General features: G+C 72.0%; 19 protein-coding genes. 11 read left to right on the top strand and 8 right to left on the bottom strand.

Annotation, left to right across the window (positions count from 1 at the left end; genetic code table 11):
• Positions 1–230: 230 nt before the first annotated feature.
• The 3 genes from ACIBEC_RS35160 to ACIBEC_RS35150 all read right to left on the bottom strand — a co-directional run bounded on the left by ACIBEC_RS35160 (position 231) and on the right by ACIBEC_RS35150 (position 3,325).
• Positions 231–1,235, bottom strand: a complete 1,005-nt coding sequence (locus tag ACIBEC_RS35160) for an SCO1860 family LAETG-anchored protein (protein ID WP_360499542.1) — start codon at positions 1,233–1,235, stop codon at positions 231–233.
• Between the two features lie 143 nt (positions 1,236–1,378).
• Complete coding sequence (locus ACIBEC_RS35155; protein ID WP_360499540.1) at positions 1,379–2,056, bottom strand: uracil-DNA glycosylase; 678 nt, start codon at positions 2,054–2,056, stop codon at positions 1,379–1,381.
• A 177-nt stretch (positions 2,057–2,233) separates the two neighbouring features.
• Positions 2,234–3,325: an amidohydrolase family protein gene (locus ACIBEC_RS35150; protein ID WP_360499538.1), complete on the bottom strand. Its 1,092-nt coding sequence runs from the start codon at positions 3,323–3,325 to the stop codon at positions 2,234–2,236.
• A 110-nt stretch (positions 3,326–3,435) separates the two neighbouring features.
• On the opposite strand from ACIBEC_RS35150, the gene ACIBEC_RS35145 reads away from it, so the two are divergent.
• Positions 3,436–4,521, top strand: coding sequence for an aminotransferase class V-fold PLP-dependent enzyme (locus tag ACIBEC_RS35145; RefSeq protein WP_360499536.1), 1,086 nt, complete (start codon positions 3,436–3,438; stop codon positions 4,519–4,521).
• Positions 4,522–4,582: 61 nt separating this feature from the next.
• On the opposite strand, the gene ACIBEC_RS35140 is transcribed toward ACIBEC_RS35145, so the two are convergent.
• The 3 genes from ACIBEC_RS35140 to ACIBEC_RS35130 form a co-directional block, all read right to left on the bottom strand.
• Positions 4,583–6,226 carry an APC family permease gene (locus ACIBEC_RS35140; protein WP_360499534.1) on the bottom strand — a complete coding sequence of 548 codons (1,644 nt, stop codon included), beginning with the start codon at positions 6,224–6,226 and terminating at the stop codon, positions 4,583–4,585.
• A gap of 97 nt (positions 6,227–6,323) precedes the next feature.
• On the bottom strand, positions 6,324–6,647 hold the full coding sequence (locus ACIBEC_RS35135) for a DUF6087 family protein (RefSeq protein ID WP_360499532.1): 324 nt from the start codon (positions 6,645–6,647) through the stop codon (positions 6,324–6,326).
• 84 nt (positions 6,648–6,731) lie between these two features.
• Positions 6,732–7,106 (bottom strand): ATP-binding protein, encoded by a 375-nt coding sequence (locus ACIBEC_RS35130; protein WP_360499530.1) that lies wholly within the window; start codon positions 7,104–7,106, stop codon positions 6,732–6,734.
• On the opposite strand from ACIBEC_RS35130, the gene ACIBEC_RS35125 reads away from it, so the two are divergent.
• On the top strand, positions 7,057–7,833 hold the full coding sequence (locus ACIBEC_RS35125; protein ID WP_360499528.1) for a GNAT family N-acetyltransferase: 777 nt from the start codon (positions 7,057–7,059) through the stop codon (positions 7,831–7,833). The two genes, ACIBEC_RS35130 and ACIBEC_RS35125, sit on opposite strands and share 50 nt — an antisense overlap.
• 13 nt (positions 7,834–7,846) lie before the next feature.
• Here ACIBEC_RS35125 and ACIBEC_RS35120 read toward each other — a convergent pair whose 3' ends face one another.
• Positions 7,847–8,476, bottom strand: a complete 630-nt coding sequence (locus ACIBEC_RS35120) for a hypothetical protein (protein WP_360499526.1) — start codon at positions 8,474–8,476, stop codon at positions 7,847–7,849.
• Positions 8,477–8,660: 184 nt separating this feature from the next.
• On the opposite strand from ACIBEC_RS35120, the gene ACIBEC_RS35115 reads away from it, so the two are divergent.
• A complete protein-coding gene (locus ACIBEC_RS35115; protein ID WP_360499524.1) occupies positions 8,661–10,250 on the top strand; it encodes a TauD/TfdA family dioxygenase in 1,590 nt (529 codons plus the stop codon).
• Positions 10,251–10,302: 52 nt separating this feature from the next.
• On the opposite strand, the gene ACIBEC_RS35110 is transcribed toward ACIBEC_RS35115, so the two are convergent.
• The gene (locus ACIBEC_RS35110; RefSeq protein ID WP_396289800.1) at positions 10,303–11,037 is read right to left on the bottom strand and encodes a GntR family transcriptional regulator; all 735 of its coding nucleotides are present in this window, start codon (positions 11,035–11,037) and stop codon (positions 10,303–10,305) included.
• Positions 11,038–11,496: 459 nt separating this feature from the next.
• On the opposite strand from ACIBEC_RS35110, the gene ACIBEC_RS35105 reads away from it, so the two are divergent.
• The 8 genes from ACIBEC_RS35105 (at position 11,497) to ACIBEC_RS35070 (ending at position 17,802) form a co-directional block, all read left to right on the top strand.
• A complete protein-coding gene (locus ACIBEC_RS35105; protein WP_360499520.1) occupies positions 11,497–12,660 on the top strand; it encodes an extracellular solute-binding protein in 1,164 nt (387 codons plus the stop codon).
• 6 nt (positions 12,661–12,666) lie between these two features.
• Positions 12,667–13,638: an ABC transporter permease gene (locus ACIBEC_RS35100; protein WP_396289758.1), complete on the top strand. Its 972-nt coding sequence runs from the start codon at positions 12,667–12,669 to the stop codon at positions 13,636–13,638.
• Positions 13,638–14,447, top strand: a complete 810-nt coding sequence (locus tag ACIBEC_RS35095) for an ABC transporter permease (protein WP_396289799.1) — start codon at positions 13,638–13,640, stop codon at positions 14,445–14,447. Before ACIBEC_RS35100 ends, ACIBEC_RS35095 begins: the two co-directional genes overlap by 1 nt.
• A 54-nt stretch (positions 14,448–14,501) precedes the next feature.
• Positions 14,502–15,587 (top strand): ABC transporter ATP-binding protein, encoded by a 1,086-nt coding sequence (locus tag ACIBEC_RS35090; protein ID WP_360499518.1) that lies wholly within the window; start codon positions 14,502–14,504, stop codon positions 15,585–15,587.
• Between the two features lie 50 nt (positions 15,588–15,637).
• Positions 15,638–16,345, top strand: a complete 708-nt coding sequence (locus tag ACIBEC_RS35085; RefSeq protein ID WP_360499516.1) for an HAD family phosphatase — start codon at positions 15,638–15,640, stop codon at positions 16,343–16,345.
• A 7-nt stretch (positions 16,346–16,352) separates the two neighbouring features.
• Positions 16,353–16,673 carry a multidrug efflux SMR transporter gene (locus ACIBEC_RS35080; protein WP_360499514.1) on the top strand — a complete coding sequence of 107 codons (321 nt, stop codon included), beginning with the start codon at positions 16,353–16,355 and terminating at the stop codon, positions 16,671–16,673.
• Positions 16,674–16,818: 145 nt separating this feature from the next.
• Entirely contained in the window at positions 16,819–17,310 is a 492-nt protein-coding gene (locus tag ACIBEC_RS35075; RefSeq protein ID WP_360499512.1) for a hypothetical protein, read from the top strand.
• Positions 17,311–17,469: 159 nt separating this feature from the next.
• Positions 17,470–17,802 (top strand): WXG100 family type VII secretion target, encoded by a 333-nt coding sequence (locus ACIBEC_RS35070; protein WP_360499511.1) that lies wholly within the window; start codon positions 17,470–17,472, stop codon positions 17,800–17,802.
• Positions 17,803–17,814 lie beyond the last annotated feature (12 nt).

The following is a 17,814-nucleotide window of genomic DNA, read 5'->3' as shown; positions in this document are numbered from 1 at the left end:
TTGTCCCTCGCGTTACTGGGTGGTGGGTGCCCGCGTAGCGTCGCAAGCCGCCGTTTCCCGGTTGTTCCTCTCATGTAACGCGCATGTGAACCAACCGTCCGCGTTGGCACGGTCACGGTGCGGGAGTGCCGGGGGTGGCACTCCCGCGTCGCGCGGTGCCTCCGGTGCCTGCGGTGCCCGGGTACTGCGGCGTTCCTGGCGCCCCGACACCGCCCCGACACCGCGCCGACTCAGGGCCGTCGGGCGTGCGCGGCCCGGCGGCGCCGGGTGGCCCACAGTGCGGCCGCCCCGCCCGCGACCAGGGCCGCGGCCCCGGCTGCCAGCGGGCCGGTGGCGCTGCTGCCGCCGGTGGTGGCCAGCCGTTCCGGCTGCGCGGACCTCACCGCCCCGGCCTGCGGGACGGCGGCGCGCGAGGTGGTGGCATCGGCCACCGGCTGGGCGGTGGGCGCGGTGCTCGGGGCGTTCGGGGTGTTCACGGCGGACGGGCCGGCCGACGGCGCCGTGGGCTTCTCGCAGCCCACCGAGGCGACGGTGACCTTCCCGGTGACCTTGGCGACGTTCAGGTTCAGCGGGTTCACCTCCACCTGCACCTCCAGGGCCGAGGCGGCGGCGGTGGTCGTGGTGGTGGTCTTCTTGGAGAACTCCACCGACACGCTGCCGATCAGCGGCACGTCCACCCTGGTCGGCCCGTACAGGCCGACGGTGACCGGCTTGCCGAGCACGGTCAGCTTGGCAGGCGCGACCACGTCCGCCGTCGGCGGCCCGTCCACCGGGCAGGTCACCTCGGCGCTCATGGCCTCCAGGCCGAGCAGCGCGGTGGCGGGCAGGCCGGGGGCGTGCACGTCGGCGTTGACCAGCTTGACGGAGGCCGCGGCGCCCTTGGCGTCGACGCGGGTCACGGACTTGCCGACGTCCGCCTTGACCAGGGTGACCGGACCCTGCTGGTCGACGCCGTCCACAGTGGCGGTGAGTACGGAGCCGTCCCTCTGGGCCGGCGACTCCACCTTGTTCAGCGCGATGTTCACCGGGACGTCCACGGCGTTGTTCAACAGCTTGACGTCCAGGGCGAGTTCGGCGGTGACGGCGCGCGCCTTGCCCGGGGAGGGCGCGGTGGACGGGACGGCCGAAGCAGCCGGGGCGGCAGGAGCGACAGGAGCCGCTTGGACGGGCCCGGCGGTGAGGGCGGTGCTCACCAGCACGACGGCGGTTGCGGAAACAATTCGGCGAGAAGACATGGCGGTACCCCCACACAGATGAAACGATGAGCCGCCAGTCTTCTCGAACAATCCGTCACATCTGCAACACAGAACGTCATTTCACCCGTTGGAGTGAGATTGACGTTCCGGGCTGACCCGACTCTGCTACAGGGGCGGCACCCCTACGGCAGCCGCCAGTCCACCGGCTGCGCCCCCTGCCGCACCAGCAGCTCGTTCGCCCGGCTGAACGGCCGCGAGCCGAAGAAGCCGCGGTCGGCCGACATCGGGCTCGGGTGCGCCGACTCGATCGCCGGGACCTGTCCGAGCCCCGGCCGCAGCCTGCGGGCATCGGCCCCCCACAGGATCGCCACCAGCGGCCCCCCGCGCGCCACCAGCGCCCGGATCGCCTGCTCGGTGACGTCCTCCCAGCCCTTGCCCCGGTGCGCCGCGGGCTTGCCCGGCGCGGTGGTCAGCGCGCGGTTGAGCAGCAGCACGCCCTGCTGCGTCCACGGCGTGAGGTCGCCGTTGGACGGCTGCGGCAGGCCGAGGTCGGTGCCGTACTCCCGGTAGATGTTGATCAGGCTCGCCGGGATCGGCCGCACCTCCGGCGCCACCGAGAAGCTGAGCCCGACGGCGTGGCCGGGGGTCGGGTACGGGTCCTGCCCGACGATCAGCACCCGCACGTCGGCGAAGGGCTGCTGGAAGGCCCGCAGCACGTTCGGGCCGGAGGGCAGGTAGGTGCGGCCGGCGGCCAGCTCGGTGCGCAGGAAGTCGCCCATCGCGGCGACCCGTCCGGCGACGGGTTCCAGGGCGGTGGCCCAGCCGGGCTCGACGATCTCATTCAGTGGACGCGGTGCCATGGTCGCCACCCTATCGGCCTACACCGACAGGGCGTTCAGCGGATGATCATGTGATCAAGGGCCCGCCGGAGGGCCCTCACGGCAGCCCTCCCGGCAGCCCTCCCGGCAACCGGACCAACCGGTCAACGAACCAGCCGACGAACCAGCCGACCAACCGGTCGACCAACCGGTTGACCGTCAGCCGACCGGCCGCCCCCGCAGCACCACCAGACGCGGGTCTGCCAGCACCCGGACGTCCGCCCGGGGGTCCTCCGCGTACACCACGAAGTCCGCCGGCGCGCCCTCCTCCAGGCCCGGCCGCCCCAGCCACTGCCGCGCACCCCAGCTCGCCGCTGACAGCGCCTCGGCCGGGCTCAGCCCCGCCTTCACCAGCTCCGCCACCTCGTCCGCGACCAGCCCGTGTGCCAGCGAGCCGCCCGCGTCCGTGCCGACGAACACCGGGATGCCCGCGTCGTGCGCGGCGCCCACGGTGTCGTACCGGCGCTCGTGCAGCCGCCGCATGTGCGCGGACCAGGCCGGGAACTTGGCCTCGCCGCCGGCCGCGAGGTCCGGGAAGGTGGCGATGTTGACCAGGGTCGGGACGATGGCTACGCCGCGCTCGGCGAAGACCGGGATCAGCTCCTCGGTCAGCCCGGTGGCGTGCTCGACGCAGTCGATCCCGGCCGCCAGCAGGTCCGGCAGGGACTCCGCGGAGAAGCAGTGCGCGGTGACCCGCGCGCCCTCTTCGTGCGCCGCCGCGATCGCCTCGGCCAGCGCGTCGCCGGGCCAGCAGGCGGTGAGGTCGCCGCGCTCGCGGTCGATCCAGTCGCCGACCAGCTTCACCCAGCCGTCCCCGCGCCGGGCCTCGGCCCGGACGTACGCGGCCAGGTCGCCGGGCTCGATCTCGTGCGCGTAGTTGCGGATGTAGCGGCGGGTGCGGGCGATGTGCCGCCCGGCGCGGATGATCCGGGGCAGGTCCTCGCGCTCGTCGATCCACCGGGTGTCGGCGGCCGAGCCCGCGTCGCGGATCAGCAGGGTGCCCGCGTCACGGTCGGTGAGCGCCTGCTTCTCGCTGGTCTGCGCGTCCACCGCGCCGTGCGCGTCCAGTCCGACGTGGCAGTGCGCGTCCACCAGGCCCGGCAGCACCCAGCCGGTCACCGTGCGCACGTCCCCGGCGGACGGCGGACGGGTGAAGCTCACCCGGCCGTCCACCACCCAGAGTTCGTCCCGGACGTCCTCCGGGCCGACCAGCACCCGACCCCGCACGTGCAGCACCGCACCATCACTCATGGCCGCACTCTATCGACGGGGGGCGCCACGTGTAAGCAGCAAGAATGCGGCACACTCGTTCCGGCACCCACCACCCCGTAGACGAAAGCCCCGCGAAAGGCCGTGAAGCCGTGAGTCCCTTCCTCGACCTCCCCCCGCTCAGCGCCGCCGAGTTCGCGGCGATCGAGGACCAGGTGGCCGCGCTGCTGCACACCGAGGCCGACGTCATCGTCACCCAGGGCGAGGCCCTCCTCCCCCTGGAGGCCGCGATCCGCGGCGCCGCGCACCCGGGCTCCACCGCGCTCAACATCGTCACCGGCCCGTACGGGCAGACCTTCGGCAACTGGCTGCGCTCCTGCGGCACGACCGTCGTCGACCTCGCCGTCCCCTTCGACAGCGCGGTGAGCGCCCGGCAGGTGGCCGAGGCCCTGGACGCCGATCCGGCGATCGACTTCGTCTCGCTCGTCCACGCCGAGGCCGCCACCGGCAACACCAACCCGGTCGCCGAGATCGGCGCCGTGGTCCGCGAGCACGGCGCCCTGCTGATGCTCGACGCGGTCGCCTCCGTCGCCGCCGAGCCGCTGCTCACCGACGCGTGGGGCATCGACCTGTGCGTGATCGGCGGCCAGAAGGCGATGGGCGGCCCGGCCGGGGTGTCCGCCGTCTCGGTCTCCGAGCGCGCCTGGGAGCGGATCGCCGCCAACCCGGCCGCGCCGCGCCGCTCCTACCTGTCGCTGCTCGACTGGAAGGAGCGCTGGACCGACGCCGGTCGCGCCGTACTCCCGCACGCCCCGGCCCAGTTGGAGATGCTCGCGCTCGGCGCCTGCCTGGACCGGATCGCCGCCGACGGCCTGCCCGCCGTCATCGCCCGCCACCGCGCCGCCGCGGCCGCCACCCGGGCCGGCGTCCGCGCGCTCGGCACCCTGACCCCCTTCGTCACCGAGGACGCCCACGCCGCCCCGGTCGCCACCACCCTGCGCATCCCGGACGGCCTGCACGCGGCAGAACTCGCCGCCCGCCTCGACCCGGCCCTGCCCGTCCAGCCGGGCGGCGGCGCGCTGGCCGCCTCCATGCTCCGGATCAACCACTACGGCCCGGCGGCCACGCTGGACACCGTCCGCGCCTGCCTCACCGGCCTGGCGACGGCCACGAACGCCGCCGCGGAGCCGGCCCTGGCCGCCGCCGAGGCCGCCTGGAGCGCGACCGTCGACGCCTGAGGACACAGCACTGCGGCCCCCGGAGGACGTCCTCCGGGGGCCGCACCCGCTCCGGGACGCCTCAGTGCCCGCCGGCGTCCACCACCTCGACGCCCCGGATGTTCCGCTCGATCTCCTCCGTGGGCAGCGCGACTGCCAGCGCCCAGTAGTAGACGACCAGCGAGAACACCACCACGACGCCGATGTCCCACCACAGCGGCAGGTTCCCCTGCGAGCCCGCGCCGAAGGTGCCCTGCCAGGAGACGATCCCCATCCCGACCAGGTAGACCGGCAGCCACTGCCCCGCCTTGAAGTCCATCCGCGGCGCGTTCGGCACTCCCTTGGACGCGGCGTACGCGGAGTAGCCGCCGAGCAGCACGTACCCGATCACGATCGCCAGGCCGAGGCGCCACAGGGTGTCCCAGCCCGACCAGTAGATGACCAGGCTCGCCACCACGAAGGCCAGCGGCGAGATGATCGTGCCGCCGGGCAGGTGGTACGAGCGCTCCATCCCCGGCAGCCGCTTGCGCAGCACGCCGAAGGCCAGCGGCGCACCCGCGTACATCAGCACGACGGCCGAGGTGATGAAGCCGACCAGCCGCTGCCAGCTCGGGAAGGGCAGGAAGCAGATCACCCCGGCGACCCAGGCGATGATCAGGCCCAGCCAGGGCACCGAGCGCTTGTCGGTGTACTGCAGGGCCTGTGGGGCGTAGCCGTTGCGGCTCAGGCCGTACGTCACCCGCGAGCTGGAGGTCATGTAGACCAGCCCGGTGCCGGCGGGCGAGATGATCGCGTCGATGAACAGGACGGTGGCCAGCCAGCCCAGGCCGATCAGGGTGGCGAGGCCCGCGAACGGTCCGCTGATGCCGGGGTAGGTGAGCGTGCCCCAGCCGCCGGCGAAGGTGTCCGGCGGCAGGGCGCCGATGAACACCACCTGGAGCATGACGTAGATGATCGTGCCGATCACCACCGACCCCAGGACGGCGCGCGGGATGTCCCGCCGGGGGTTGCGGCTCTCGCCGGCCCACTGGATGGCCTGCTCGAAGCCGAGCAGCGCGAAGATCACCCCGCTGGTGCTGATCGCGGCGAGCACGCCCTTGGCGCCGTCGGGTGCGAAGCCGTGGACGCTGAAGTTGGAGCCGTGGAACTCGGTGATCCCGAGCGCGAAGATGGTCAGGATCGGGACGGCGACCTTCCACACGGTGGCCACGCTGTTGGTGTGGGCGAGGAGCCTGACGCCGAGGAAGTTGATCGCGACGAAGACACCCATCAGCGCGGCCGCGACCACGAACCCTGCGGCGGTGAGCGTCAGGTTCTTGTTCAGCAGGCCGTCCGCCCAGGACCAGTGCTGGGCGTAGTTGATCATCGCCTGCACCTCGATCGGCGCGATCGTCGCCGCCTGCAGCCAGGTGAACCAGCCGAAGGACATCCCCGCGAACCCGCCGAAGGCGTAGTGCGGATAACGCGCCGTCCCGCCCGCCACCGGGAACAGCCCACCCAGCTCGGCGTGCACCAGCGCCAGCAGGATGATCGCCACCGCGCCGACCCCCCACGACACCAACGCCGCCGGCCCCGCCGCCACCGCCGCCTTCTGCGCCCCGAACAGCCACCCGGAGCCGATGATCGCGCCGACCGAGGCCCACAGCAGCCCGGCGACCCCGACCTCGCGCTTGAGCCCGGTATGCCCGGAGGCTCCCGTACTCGAATTCGTATCGGCATGAGCCATGCCCGGCCGCCTCTCACCTATCAGGACAAAATCCATCCCGACACTGCCGCAACACGCCGAACTCCCCCACGCCAAAACGCGCTCCGACCCGCACCTGTCAGCCAGACGGAGGAAGCGACCGCCGATGACGACCGCTCCCCTTCCGCAACAACGCCACCGGCGTATCGTCCTGCGCCTCGACCAGTTCCCCGCCCCGCCGCACGATCAGCGGATAAGCCTCCGAGAAGTCAGCCGCCACCGCCACCGGCCGCCAGACCCGCCCGTCCCACTCCACCACCAGCCGCGGAACGTCCTCGAACGGATGCCGTTCCCGCCGGTCCCCCGGTACGAGCACGATGGCATCCCGCGTCCCCTCCGGCCGGCCCCGCTCGGCCCGGGCCGCGTACCACTCCGCGAGCGACTCGTCATCGGGAAAGATCACGTTCTGACCCCCAGCTCGGCATCACGCCGACGTTAGCCCGCCGAGGACCGGGGTGCGGTTGTCATGGATGGACGGCGTAGGGGATCAGTCGGGCGGCACACGGAGATCGGCGTGCACCGTCTTGCCGAACTCGTCCGGGGTCACACCCCATTGGCCGCGCGTGAGCTTGTGGACCAGGGCAAGGCCCCGGTGGCATTCCTCGTCCTCGCCCGCCTCGATGAGGACCGGCATGCTGCGGGAGCCGTCCCGCACCGAGATCCGCACGATTCGGGCCGCGACCCGACGGATCCTGACCGTCATGAAGGTGAGGCAGCCCGTCTTGACGGCGTTCCCGACCAGCTCGGACACAATCAGCTCGGCGTCATCGGCCAGGACGCACAGCGCCCCGGCGAGCGGGCACCATGAGGACGTGGATCGTCGACAGTTCGTCGTGGATGTGGGCGCGATTCTGGGCGCCACCGCCCTTCCTTCTGTTCGGGGGCGGCGAATCGCGGCTTCGGACGTGCAGTTCCTGCAGTCACAGGTGTCCGGCCTTTATGCCATTGACCATTCCCAGGGCGGCAAGGTCGCGCAGAAGGCGGCCTTGCACGTCCTGCGGCAGGTCGAGAAGGCGATGACCGTCGGTTCGTATCTCGAACGGGTTGGGCGGGAGTTGCACACGCTGTCCGGCACGTTGCACTCCCATCTCGGGTGGATCGAGTTCGACGCAGGCCGCCCGGCGCAAGCCCGGGCGGCCTGCACCGAGGCACTGGCTTCGGCACGGCTGATCGGCGATCCGTTGCTGGAGGTGAGATCACTGGACAAGCTGTCCATGCTTGCCGTCGAACAGCGACGCCCTTGGGAAGCAGTGGCTGCGGCTACTGCCGCCAGGGATCTGGCCCAGGCGCACGGCGGCCCCAAGGTGAGATCGGTGCCCGTCCCCGAGGAGCTTCGCCACGAGGACGGGAAGCGGACCTTCGGCCTGTTCGAGCTGGCCGTACGCCCCGCCTGGCGCAGGCGGGGCGTCGCCACCGCGATGCACCGCGCGCTGGTGGACGGGTTGGAGAGCCGGCGCGTGATGCTGAACAGCCGACCGGAGGCGACGGCGGCCCAGGCCGCCTATCGGGGGTGGGGTTACCGCAGGGTGGGCGCGGCGGTTCCGTGGGAGGGCGCGGCGGAGCACGATGTCCTGGTGCTGGAGCTGTGAGGCGCCGGCCCTGCTAGGACGGGACCTCGGCGAGGTGGCGGAACGTGCGGGCGTGGTCGGCGAGGGTGTCGCTGTCGAGCGTGATGTCGTCGTAGTGCTCGATGTAGATGGCCGCCATGCTGCCGTCGACCCAGGTACAGAACCCGAGGTCCTGGGGCTTCCCGGCCTTCTTCATGTCGGTGCCGTGACCGCATCTCATGACGCCGTCGCGGTCACCCGGATCGACGGTGCGCAGGCCCACGACGTGCTGGCCGGTGCTCGCCAGTGTGGTCATGTGGTCGATCTCGGCCGAGGGCGCAATGGAGGGGAGCTCGCGAACAGCCAGGAGGACGGTCCGCGTCCTGTCCGCGGCCTGGTAGCCGCTGACCTTCGCATCGGCCAGGAGCGGCGAGATCTTGGGGAGCCGTTCCGCGGGGACGCTCGGCAGCCCCAGGAAGTCCTTCGGCGGGCTGTAGCGGTACGCACCGAAGGCGGCGATGTTGTCGGCGAAGACCACAGCGAGGGTGGTGACTCCGGCGACCCCGAGTGCGGCCAGGGTCAGCCAGAGCCTGCGGCGGGAGCGCGGCGGTGGGGGCGGGGTCGGGGCGGCGGGGGTGACGTCCACCAGGACGTCGCCGGGCGGGGTCTGATCTTGATCGAGCACCGGCATATCCGAGCAGGTCGGGGCCATGGGCACAAGAGATTTGGCGGCGGTCTCGACGGACAGTTCCCCGGACGTTCATCCGACGGGCACGCGGAACTCACCGGGGAGCGGCAGGCTTCCTGCCGGAGGCCGAGTTGGCTATACAACTTTACCGGCAGGGCTGCCGCCGAGGAGGAGACCACCGATGACCGAGCTGCCGCCGTACTGGCTGCGCGACAACTGCCCCTGCGCCGAGTGCCGGGATCCCCGGAACGGGCAGAAGCTGTTCCGGATCGGCGATCTGCCGGAGGACCTGAGCATCGCGGCGAGCACCGAGACCGACGGGCACCTGAAGGTGCTCTGGTCGGACGGGCACCGGTCCCGATACGCGCCGGAATGGCTCGACGAGGCGGACGAGGGCGACGGGCGCACCGAGGACGGCAAGCGGCTCTGGGCGGCGGGAGACTTCGCCCGCGGCATCCCCGAGGCGGAGTGGGCGGCGTACCTCGCCGACCCCGCCGAGCAGGCCGCCGTCCTGAGCGCCGTCCGCCACAGCGGGTTCGCGGTGCTGCGCGGGGTGCCGGTCTCGGCGGGGCAGGTGCTGCGGGTGGCGGAGAGCTTCGGGTACGTCCGGGTCACCAACTACGGGGAGCTGTTCGACGTCCGGGTCGAGCCGGACCCGAACAACCTCGCCTTCACCAGCGCCGCGATCGCACCGCACACCGACAACCCGTACCGCGACCCGGTGCCGACGCTGCAGCTGCTGCACTGCCTGGAGAACTCGGCGACCGGCGGGGACTCCGGGCTGGTGGACGGGTTCAAGGCGGCGGCGGTCCTCCGGGCGGAGTCACCGGCGGACTTCGCGACGCTGACCCGTACGCCCGTCCCCTTCGTCTTCCGCGACCGCCGCACCGAGCTGCGTGCCGACCGTCCGCTGATCGACGTGGACCCCCTCGGCCGGATCCGCGAGGTCAGGTTCAACAACCGCTCGATCGGCACCCTCCGGGGAGGCGACCGGGAAGCCTTCTACGCCGCCTACCGCCGCTTCGCCGCGATCACCCTGCGCCCCGAGTTGCAGCTCGCCTTCCGCCTCGGCCCCGGCGACTGCCTGATCTTCGACAACACCCGTCTCCTGCACGCCCGTACGGCGTTCCGACAGGACGGTCACCGGCACCTCCAGGGCTGCTACGCCGACCTGGACTCGCTGTCCTCCACCCTCGCCGTGCTGCACCGCCGCACCGCCGCCCTGGACGCGATCGCCGGGCTGTTCACGGGCGAGGGCGCCGGGGAGTACCTGGGCGAGGAGGTCACCATGGCCGAGCACATGCTGCAGGCCGCCGCTGCCGCCGAGGCCGCCGGCGCGCCGGACCACCTGGTCGCCGCCGCCCTGCTGCACGACGTCGGCCACTTCTTTGACGAGCACGGCCAAGATGCCCTGCAGGGAAGGGATCTGATGCTGGGTCATGACAATCGGCACAGCCACACCGGCGCCGACTGGCTGGCCCGCTGGTTCGGCCCGGAGGTCACCGAGCCGGTCCGGCTGCACGTGGCCGCCAAGCGCTACCTGTGCGCGGTCGAGCCCGGATACCGGGAGCGGCTGTCCGAGGCCTCCGAGTACACGCTGGCCGGCCAGGGCGGCCCGATGTCCGACCGGCAGGCCGCCGAGTTCGCCGAACTCCCGGGCACCACGGACGCGGTGGCCGTGCGGCGCTGGGACGAGCAGGCGAAGGTGGCCGGCGCCGCGACCCCCGGCTTCGAACACTTCCGCCCGCTGCTCGCCTCCCTCATGCGCTGACCCCGGAGAGCGCGCGGAGCGCACGGAGCACGCGGAGCCCACGGGAGGTGGCTCAGTCCATCTCCCGCGCGTGCCGCGAAAGAGCCGAGGTGGCCAGGGAGTTGTGCACGCTGAAGGCCACCGTCCCGGGCAGGTAGCGGTCCTGGGACCATTCCACGGGCGTGCCCGTCGGGTCGGTGGTCCGGCGCCGTTCGCGCAGCAGCGGGCTGCCCCGGCGGCAGCCGAGCAGTCGGGTGTCCTCGGCGTTGGCGGCGACGATGTCGATGGTGTGGTCGGCGTCGGTGAACAGGATGCCGTGCTCGCGCAGGACTTCGGTGTGGGAGACCACGTCCGGGGGCAGTTCGGCGACGATCTCGCCGACCCTCGGCGGGTAGACGGTGCGCTCGACCATCACGGGCGTGCCGGAGAGCGTGCGCAGTCGGACCGTCACGTACACCTCGGCGCCCGGTTCCAGGCGCAGTTGCTCGCGTTCGGCGGCGTCGGCCGGGCGGCGCACCAGCGAGTCGAGGATGCCGCCGGGCTCCTCGCCCATCGAGTAGGCCCAGTGCGTGAAGCTGAGCAGTTCGGAGAAGCTCTGTACCCGGGCGCCGCCGAGCACGACCCGGCGGGTGCCGCGGCGGGAGGTGACCAGTCCGTCGGAGCGCAGTACGGCGAGCGCCTGGCGGACGGTGCCTCGGGAGACGCCGTACTGCTCGGCCAGCGCGCCTTCGGCGGGCAGCCGGCCGGCCTCGCCGTACGCGCCGGTGGTGATGGCCTCGCGCAGGTCGGCGGCCACCTTCCGGTACAGGGCTCCGGAGGTTCGCTCCTCGGTCGCGGCGGGGCGCTGGGGCTCGGTCGCGGCGGGGCGCTGGGGCTCGGTCGCGGCGGGGCGCTGGGGCTCGGTTGCCACGTCAGTCAATGTCCCTCCTGGGGCAGTGTCCTGCGCAGCCGTACCGGCGCGGACAGCCCGACCTTATCCCGCTGCGCTTTCGAAGCATGGCACCGAACGGATCACGCTCCGGTGGCCGGATTCCACCGTTCCCGCAGCCGACCCCGGTTCTGGGCCGTCTGTTCACCTTCCCGTCACCGGACTGCGGCGTACTTACCCCCGTCAGCGAAGTTGGCTAGTCAACTCGGACGGTTCCGAACAGCCCCCGTAGCCCGGACGACTCCGGAAACGACTCCGGAAACGACTCCGGACCGCCACTCGCCAGATCCCCCGATCGAGACGCCCACTCGCAGTTCCCCCTTCTCAGGAGACTGACCCGTGTCCGTGCACCGCGCCCGCTCCGCCGCCTTCGCGGCCGTCCTGACCGCTGCCGCGCTCTCCCTCACCGCCTGCGGCTCCGCCGGCTCCTCCTCGAAGTCCGGCGACGCCGCGGGCGGCAAGAACGCCAAGACCGCCACCTCGGTCGCCGACTTCGGCGGCATGGACGGCCTGGTCGCCGCCGCCAAGAAGGAGGGCAAGCTGCACGTCATCACGCTGCCGCGCGACTGGGCGAACTACGGCAAGCTGATGGACGACTTCAAGGCCAAGTACGGCATCGAGATCGAGGACGAGAACCCGGACGGCTCCAGCCAGGACGAGATCAACGCGGTCACCTCCCGCAAGGGCCAGGACCGCGCCCCCGACGTCGTCGACCTCGGCTCCGCCTTCGCGATCAGCGCCGGCAAGCAGGGCCTGCTGGCCCCCTACAAGGTGACCGACTTCGACAAGATCCCGGCCACCATGAAGGACGCCAACGGCCTGAGCTACAACGACTACGGCGGCTACATGTCGATCGGCTGCGACGCCAAGAAGGTGTCCGTCTGCCCGAAGACCTTCGCCGAGCTGCTGAAGCCCGACTACAAGGGCATGGTCGCCCTGAACGGCAACCCGACCAAGGCCGGTGCCGCCTTCGGCGCCGTGTACGCGGCCGCGCTCGCCAACGGCGGCTCGCTGGACAACATCCAGCCGGGCATCGACTTCTTCGGCAAGGTCAAGCAGACCGGCAACTTCAACCCGGTCGAGGTCACCCCGGCGACCATCGAGAAGGGCGAGACCCCGATCAGCATCGACTGGTCGTACCTGAACGCCGGCTACGCCGACAAGTTCAAGGACAAGGGCATCGACTGGCAGGTGGCCATCCCGTCGGACGGCTCCTACGCCCAGTACTACAACCAGGCGATCAACAAGGACGCCCCGCACCCGGCGGCCGCCCGCCTGTGGGAGGAGTACCTCTACAGCGCCCAGGGCCAGAACGGTTTCCTCGGCGGCTACGCCACCCCGGCGCTGTTCGACGCCATGAAGGCCGCCGGCACCCTGGACGCGGCCGCCTCGGCCAAGCTCCCGCCGGTCGAGAAGCCCTTCACCACCTTCCCGACCCAGGACCAGACGGACGCGGCCAAGAAGGTCGTGACCGAGAACTGGGCCAAGGCGATCGCGGGCTGACCTGAGATGACCACGGCACCCACCCCGGTGCCGGCCTCCGCCTCCGCCGCCCAGAGCGGCGGAGGCGCCATCGCCGGCTCCGTCACCCCCGTCACCACGGCCGCCAAGGCCCCCCGCCCCGGCAAGCGCCGGGCCGGCGGCAGCCGAGCCTGGCTCGCCGCCCTCCCCCTCCTGCTGTTCTTCGTGATCGGCTTCGGCCTGCCGGCCGTGGCGATCGCCATCGGCGCGTTCACCACCTCCTCGGACGCGCCCGACGGCGGCGGCACCTTCACCACCGCCAACCTGACCGGCTCCCTCCAGGGCGCCTACTGGACCGCCCTGTGGGGCAGCGTGAAGCTCTCGCTGCTGACCGCGCTGATCGCCACCGTGGTCGGCCTGCCGCTGGCCCAGGCCGTGGCGACCTCCCGGTTCCGGATGTTCCGCGAGGCGGTGATGTCGGCCTCCGGCGTGCTCGCCAACTTCGGCGGCGTGCCGCTCGCCTTCATGTTCGTCGCCACCCTCGGCAACTCCGGCGAGGTCACCAAGAAGCTCGGCCTGACCAAGCACGGCTGGAGCCTCTACACCTTCTCCGGCCTCTCGGTGGTCTACCTCTACTTCCTGGTCCCGCTGATGGTCATCACCATCACCCCGGCCCTGGAGGGCCTGCGCGTCCAGTGGCGCGAGGCCGCCTACAACAACGGCGCCACCTCCCTGCAGTACTGGCGGCACGTGGCGCTGCCCGTCCTGCTGCCCTCGCTGCTCGGCGGCTTCGTGCTGCTGTTCGGCGCCTCCTTCGCCGCGTACGCCACCGCCGAGGCCATGGTGGGCAGTTCGGTGCCGCTGATCTCGATGCAGATCGGCGACGCACTGTCCGGCAACGTCCTGGTCGGCCAGGGCAACCTCGCCCTCGCCCTCGGCCTCGACATGATCGTGGTCGCCTGCCTGGTGATGGCCGTGTACCTGCCCCTTCAGCGCCGGAGTGCCAAGTGGCTCGCCTGATCGATCGCATCCGTTTCGGCCGCGGCCTGGTCCTGCTGGTCTGCGCCGTCTACTTCGCCGTGCCGATGGCCGCCTCGCTGTGGTTCAGCATCGACGACAACAAGGGCGGCACCACCTTCCGCGCCTACACCGAGCTGCTGAACGCCCCCGGCTTCACCGACAGCCTGGTGCTCAGCCTCGAACTGGCCGGCGTCACCGTCGCGGTGCTGCTGCTCCTGCTCGTCCCGGCGATGCTCGCCGCCCGGCTCGGCGCGCCCAGACTGCGCCCGGTCATCGAGGTGATGTGCTCGATGCCGCTGGTCGTCCCGGTGGTGGCGCTCACCACCGGCATCATCGGCGTACTGCGCTGGGGCCCGGACTACCTGCAGGACACCCCGCTGTTCCAGACCATCGTGGCGATCCAGAACCCGGACTTCCCGATCGTCCTGGTCATCGCGTACGTGCTGATGGCGCTGCCCTTCGCCTACCGGGCGATCGACGCCGGGCTGCGCGGCGTGGACGTCGTCACCCTGGTCGAGGCCGCCCGCAACTGCGGCGCCGGCTGGCTGCGCGCGGTGTTCACCGTCGTCCTGCCGAACCTGCGCAGCGCCCTGCTGAACGCGGCCGTGCTCACCGTCGCCCTGGTGCTCGGCGAGTTCACCACCGCCTCCATCCTCGGCTTCGCCCCCTTCTCGGTGTGGATCAACTCCAACGGCAAGAGCGACGGCCAGATGTCCGTCGCGGTCTCGATGCTCAGCCTGCTGATCGTCTGGGTCGTCCTGCTGCTGATGTCCGCCGTCGGCCGCGGCCGCAAGGCCGCGCGCTCCTGAGCGCACCGCCCGTACGGTCCTGAACCGCCCCACGTTTTCCAGGAGTCACCAGCCATGACCACGGCCACCGCCCCCGTCACCGGCGTCGCGCTCGCCCCCGGCAGCGCCACCGTCGAGTTCCGCTCGCTGCGCCGCTCGTTCGGCGCCACCACCGCCCTCGACGGCCTGGACCTCACCGTCCACCCCGGCGAACTGCTCGCCCTGCTCGGCCCGTCCGGCTGCGGCAAGACCACCGCGCTGCGCATCCTGGCCGGCTTCGAGCAGCACGACTCGGGCGAGGTCCTGGTCGACGGCGAGGACATCACCGCGATCCCCGCGCACAAGCGCGACGCGGGCATGGTGTTCCAGTCGTACAGCCTCTTCCCGCACCTGACCGCGCTGGACAACGTCGCCTTCGGGCTGCGGATGCGCGGCGCCGGCAAGGCCGACCGCCGCAAGCGCGCCCAGGAGCTGCTGGAGCTGGTCGGCCTGCCGCACCGCGCCGAGCACTACCCGCACCAGATGTCCGGCGGCCAGCAGCAGCGCATCGCGCTCGCCCGCGCGCTCGCCCTGCAGCCGCGTGTGCTGCTGCTCGACGAGCCGCTGTCCGCGCTGGACGCCAAGGTCCGGCTGCAGCTGCGCGAGGAGATCCGACGCCTGCAGCAGGAGTTGGGCATCACCACCCTGTTCGTCACCCACGACCAGGAGGAGGCGCTGTCGATGGCCGACCGGGTCGCGGTGCTGCGCGCGGGCAGGCTGGAGCAGTGCGCCACCCCGTCCGAGCTGTACGGCAGGCCGGCCACCGCCTTCGTCGCCGAGTTCGTCGGCACCATGAGCCGCATCCCGTGCACCCGCACCTCGGACGGCGTCGAGGTGCTCGGCCGCCGCCACACGGTGGACGGCGAGATCCCGGCCGACGGCGAGCTGCAGGTGCTGGTCCGCCCGGAGAACGTCACCCTGACACCCGCCGAGGACGGCCCCGCGCTGGTGGTCTCCGCGTCCTTCCTGGGCGCCGTCACCCGGCTCACCGTCCGCCTCGACGACGGCACCGAGGTCAAGGCCGACCTGCCCACCGAGGCCACCGCCGCGCTGCCGGCCGGCTCGCGCGCCGAGCTCACCCTGCCCGAGCGCCCCGTGCTGGTGGACCGCCGCCCGGCCTGAGAGCCTTGCACGTCCCTGCTCCGACGTTGAGAACCACCGAAGGTACCGCCATGCCTGAATCCGTCCTGCCCGAATCCGCTGCCTCGTCCGAGGCCGCCCTGCCCGCCGCCGTCCTCTTCGACATGGACGGCACCCTGGTCGACACCGAGCAGCTGTGGTGGCAGACCGCCGCCGAGATCGCCGAGGAGCTCGGTCACCCGCTCACCGACGAGGACGCCCCCGAGGTGCTCGGCCAGGCCGTCGAGCACACCGCCGCCCACCTCCACCGGGTCAGCGGCACCACCCTCGACGAGGCCGAACTCGCCGCCCGGCTGGGCGAGTCCTTCGCCGGCAAGGTCGCCGCCGAGACGGTGCCGCGCCCCGGTGCGCTCGCCCTGCTCGCCTCGCTGCGGGACGCCCGGGTGCCCACCGCGCTGGTCTCCGCCTCCCCGCGCCGGGTGGTCGACCTCGTGCTGTCCGCCATCGGCCGGGACTGGTTCGCCGTCACCCTGGCCGCCGAGGACACCGAGCGCACCAAGCCCGCCCCCGACCCGTACCTCGCCGCCGCCGAGCGGCTGGGCCTGGACCCGGCCGTCTGCCTCGCCGTCGAGGACACCCCGACCGGGGTCGCCTCCGCGAGCGCGGCCGGCTGCGCCGTGCTCGCCGTGCCGTCCACCGCGACGCCGATGCCCGACGGGGAGCGGATCACGCTGCTCGCCAGCCTGGAGCAGGCCGACCTCGCGCTGCTCGGGAAGCTCACCGCCGCCCCGGCGGTTTGACACCGACATGCCCTACGTCCTGCTCGCCCTCGCCATCCTGAGCGAGGTCTGCGCCACCAGCTGCCTCAAACTCACCGACGGGTTCACCCGCCTCTGGCCGAGCCTGGCGGTCGGCATCGGGTACGCGCTCTCCTTCCTGCTGCTCGGCCGCGCGCTCAAGCACATCCCGGTCTCGGTCGCCTACGCGGTCTGGTCGGGGGCCGGGACGGCGGCGGTCGCCGGGATCGGCGTGCTCGCCTTCGGCGAGTCGCTCGGGCGGGTGCAGTGGCTGGGGATCGCGCTGGTGATCGTCGGGGTGGTCGTGCTCAACCTCAAGGGCAGCCACTGACCGTCGATCTCCGAACAGATCCCGACGGACCATGACGGACTCTGACGGATCGTCATGTCACAAAACAGCTGGTCAACTCGCCTACCGGAGCGGGAAGTCGGACGGGCCGACTTCCCGCTCCGAGCCGTTCGCTACGGTGTTGCCCATGACGAACCCCCGGCCCCACCACTACCGCTTCGTCCACCGCGAGCTCGCCCGCCAGGTACTGGAGTTCGGCCCGCGCGTGGCCACCCCGGCCCCGGACGGCGGCAGCCTGCTGCCCGTCGTCACCAAGATCTGGGACGACCTCGGCGGGACCCTCCCGCCCGAGGACCGCCTGCCCACCCACGGCCTCGACTGCCGCCACCTGTCGGTCGACGGCCACCACATGCTGCTGGTCACCCTGCCCAGCCCGGTCGGCGCCACCGAGGCCCACTTCGTGGCCGCCGTCCACCCCCAGGGCAGCCGGACCGTCCGCTACGTGACCCTGGAGCACGCACTCGACCCCTTCGACGGCAGCCCCGGCACCGTCCTCGGCGAGTGGACCACCGAGAGCCACCTCAACCACGGCCCGGGGCCCTCCCCCGTCGCCGAACTCTTCGTCACGTCGGTCGTGCAGCTCGTCACCCCGAAGAAGCGCGGCTTCTGGCGCCGCTGACACCCGGCCACCGCAAGGGGCCGCCACCTCAAGGGCCGGCCAACGACCTGCCAGGCCATGGCAAAGTGTCCATCATCACACGAACCATCAGAAGCCCACCCACCCCGCTGGCCCTTCTCCCTGATTGCACGTCATACGGAGGGGGACGGGGGAGACACCATGGTGGATGACGGGGCGAAAGCCGGCGGGCCGGAGTTCAAGATCCGGCCGGGGGACCTGAAGGACGCCGCGCCGACGTTCGAGAACCAGGGCAAGGCGCTCAAGGAAGCGCTCGACAAGCTCAAGCAGAGCCTCACCGAGGCCGGCAGCCCGTGGGGCGGCGACAAGCAGGGCAACGAGTTCGCCCAGGCCTACAACGGCCCGCACGACAAGGTGCTCTCCGCGCTCGACGTCCTGGTCAAGGGGCTCACCAGCATCCACGACGGTCTGGTCGTCCATGCCGACAACCACACCGGCGCCGACAACCACGCGCGGAAGAACATGACGCCATGATCGCCGCCTCCT

The sequence above is a fragment of the Kitasatospora sp. NPDC051164 genome, from assembly GCF_044455625.1.
Taxonomy (GTDB): Bacteria; Actinomycetota; Actinomycetes; order Streptomycetales; family Streptomycetaceae; genus Kitasatospora.
Note: the sequence above shows the minus strand (reverse complement) of the source record. Positions and strands in the feature narration are given on the sequence as shown.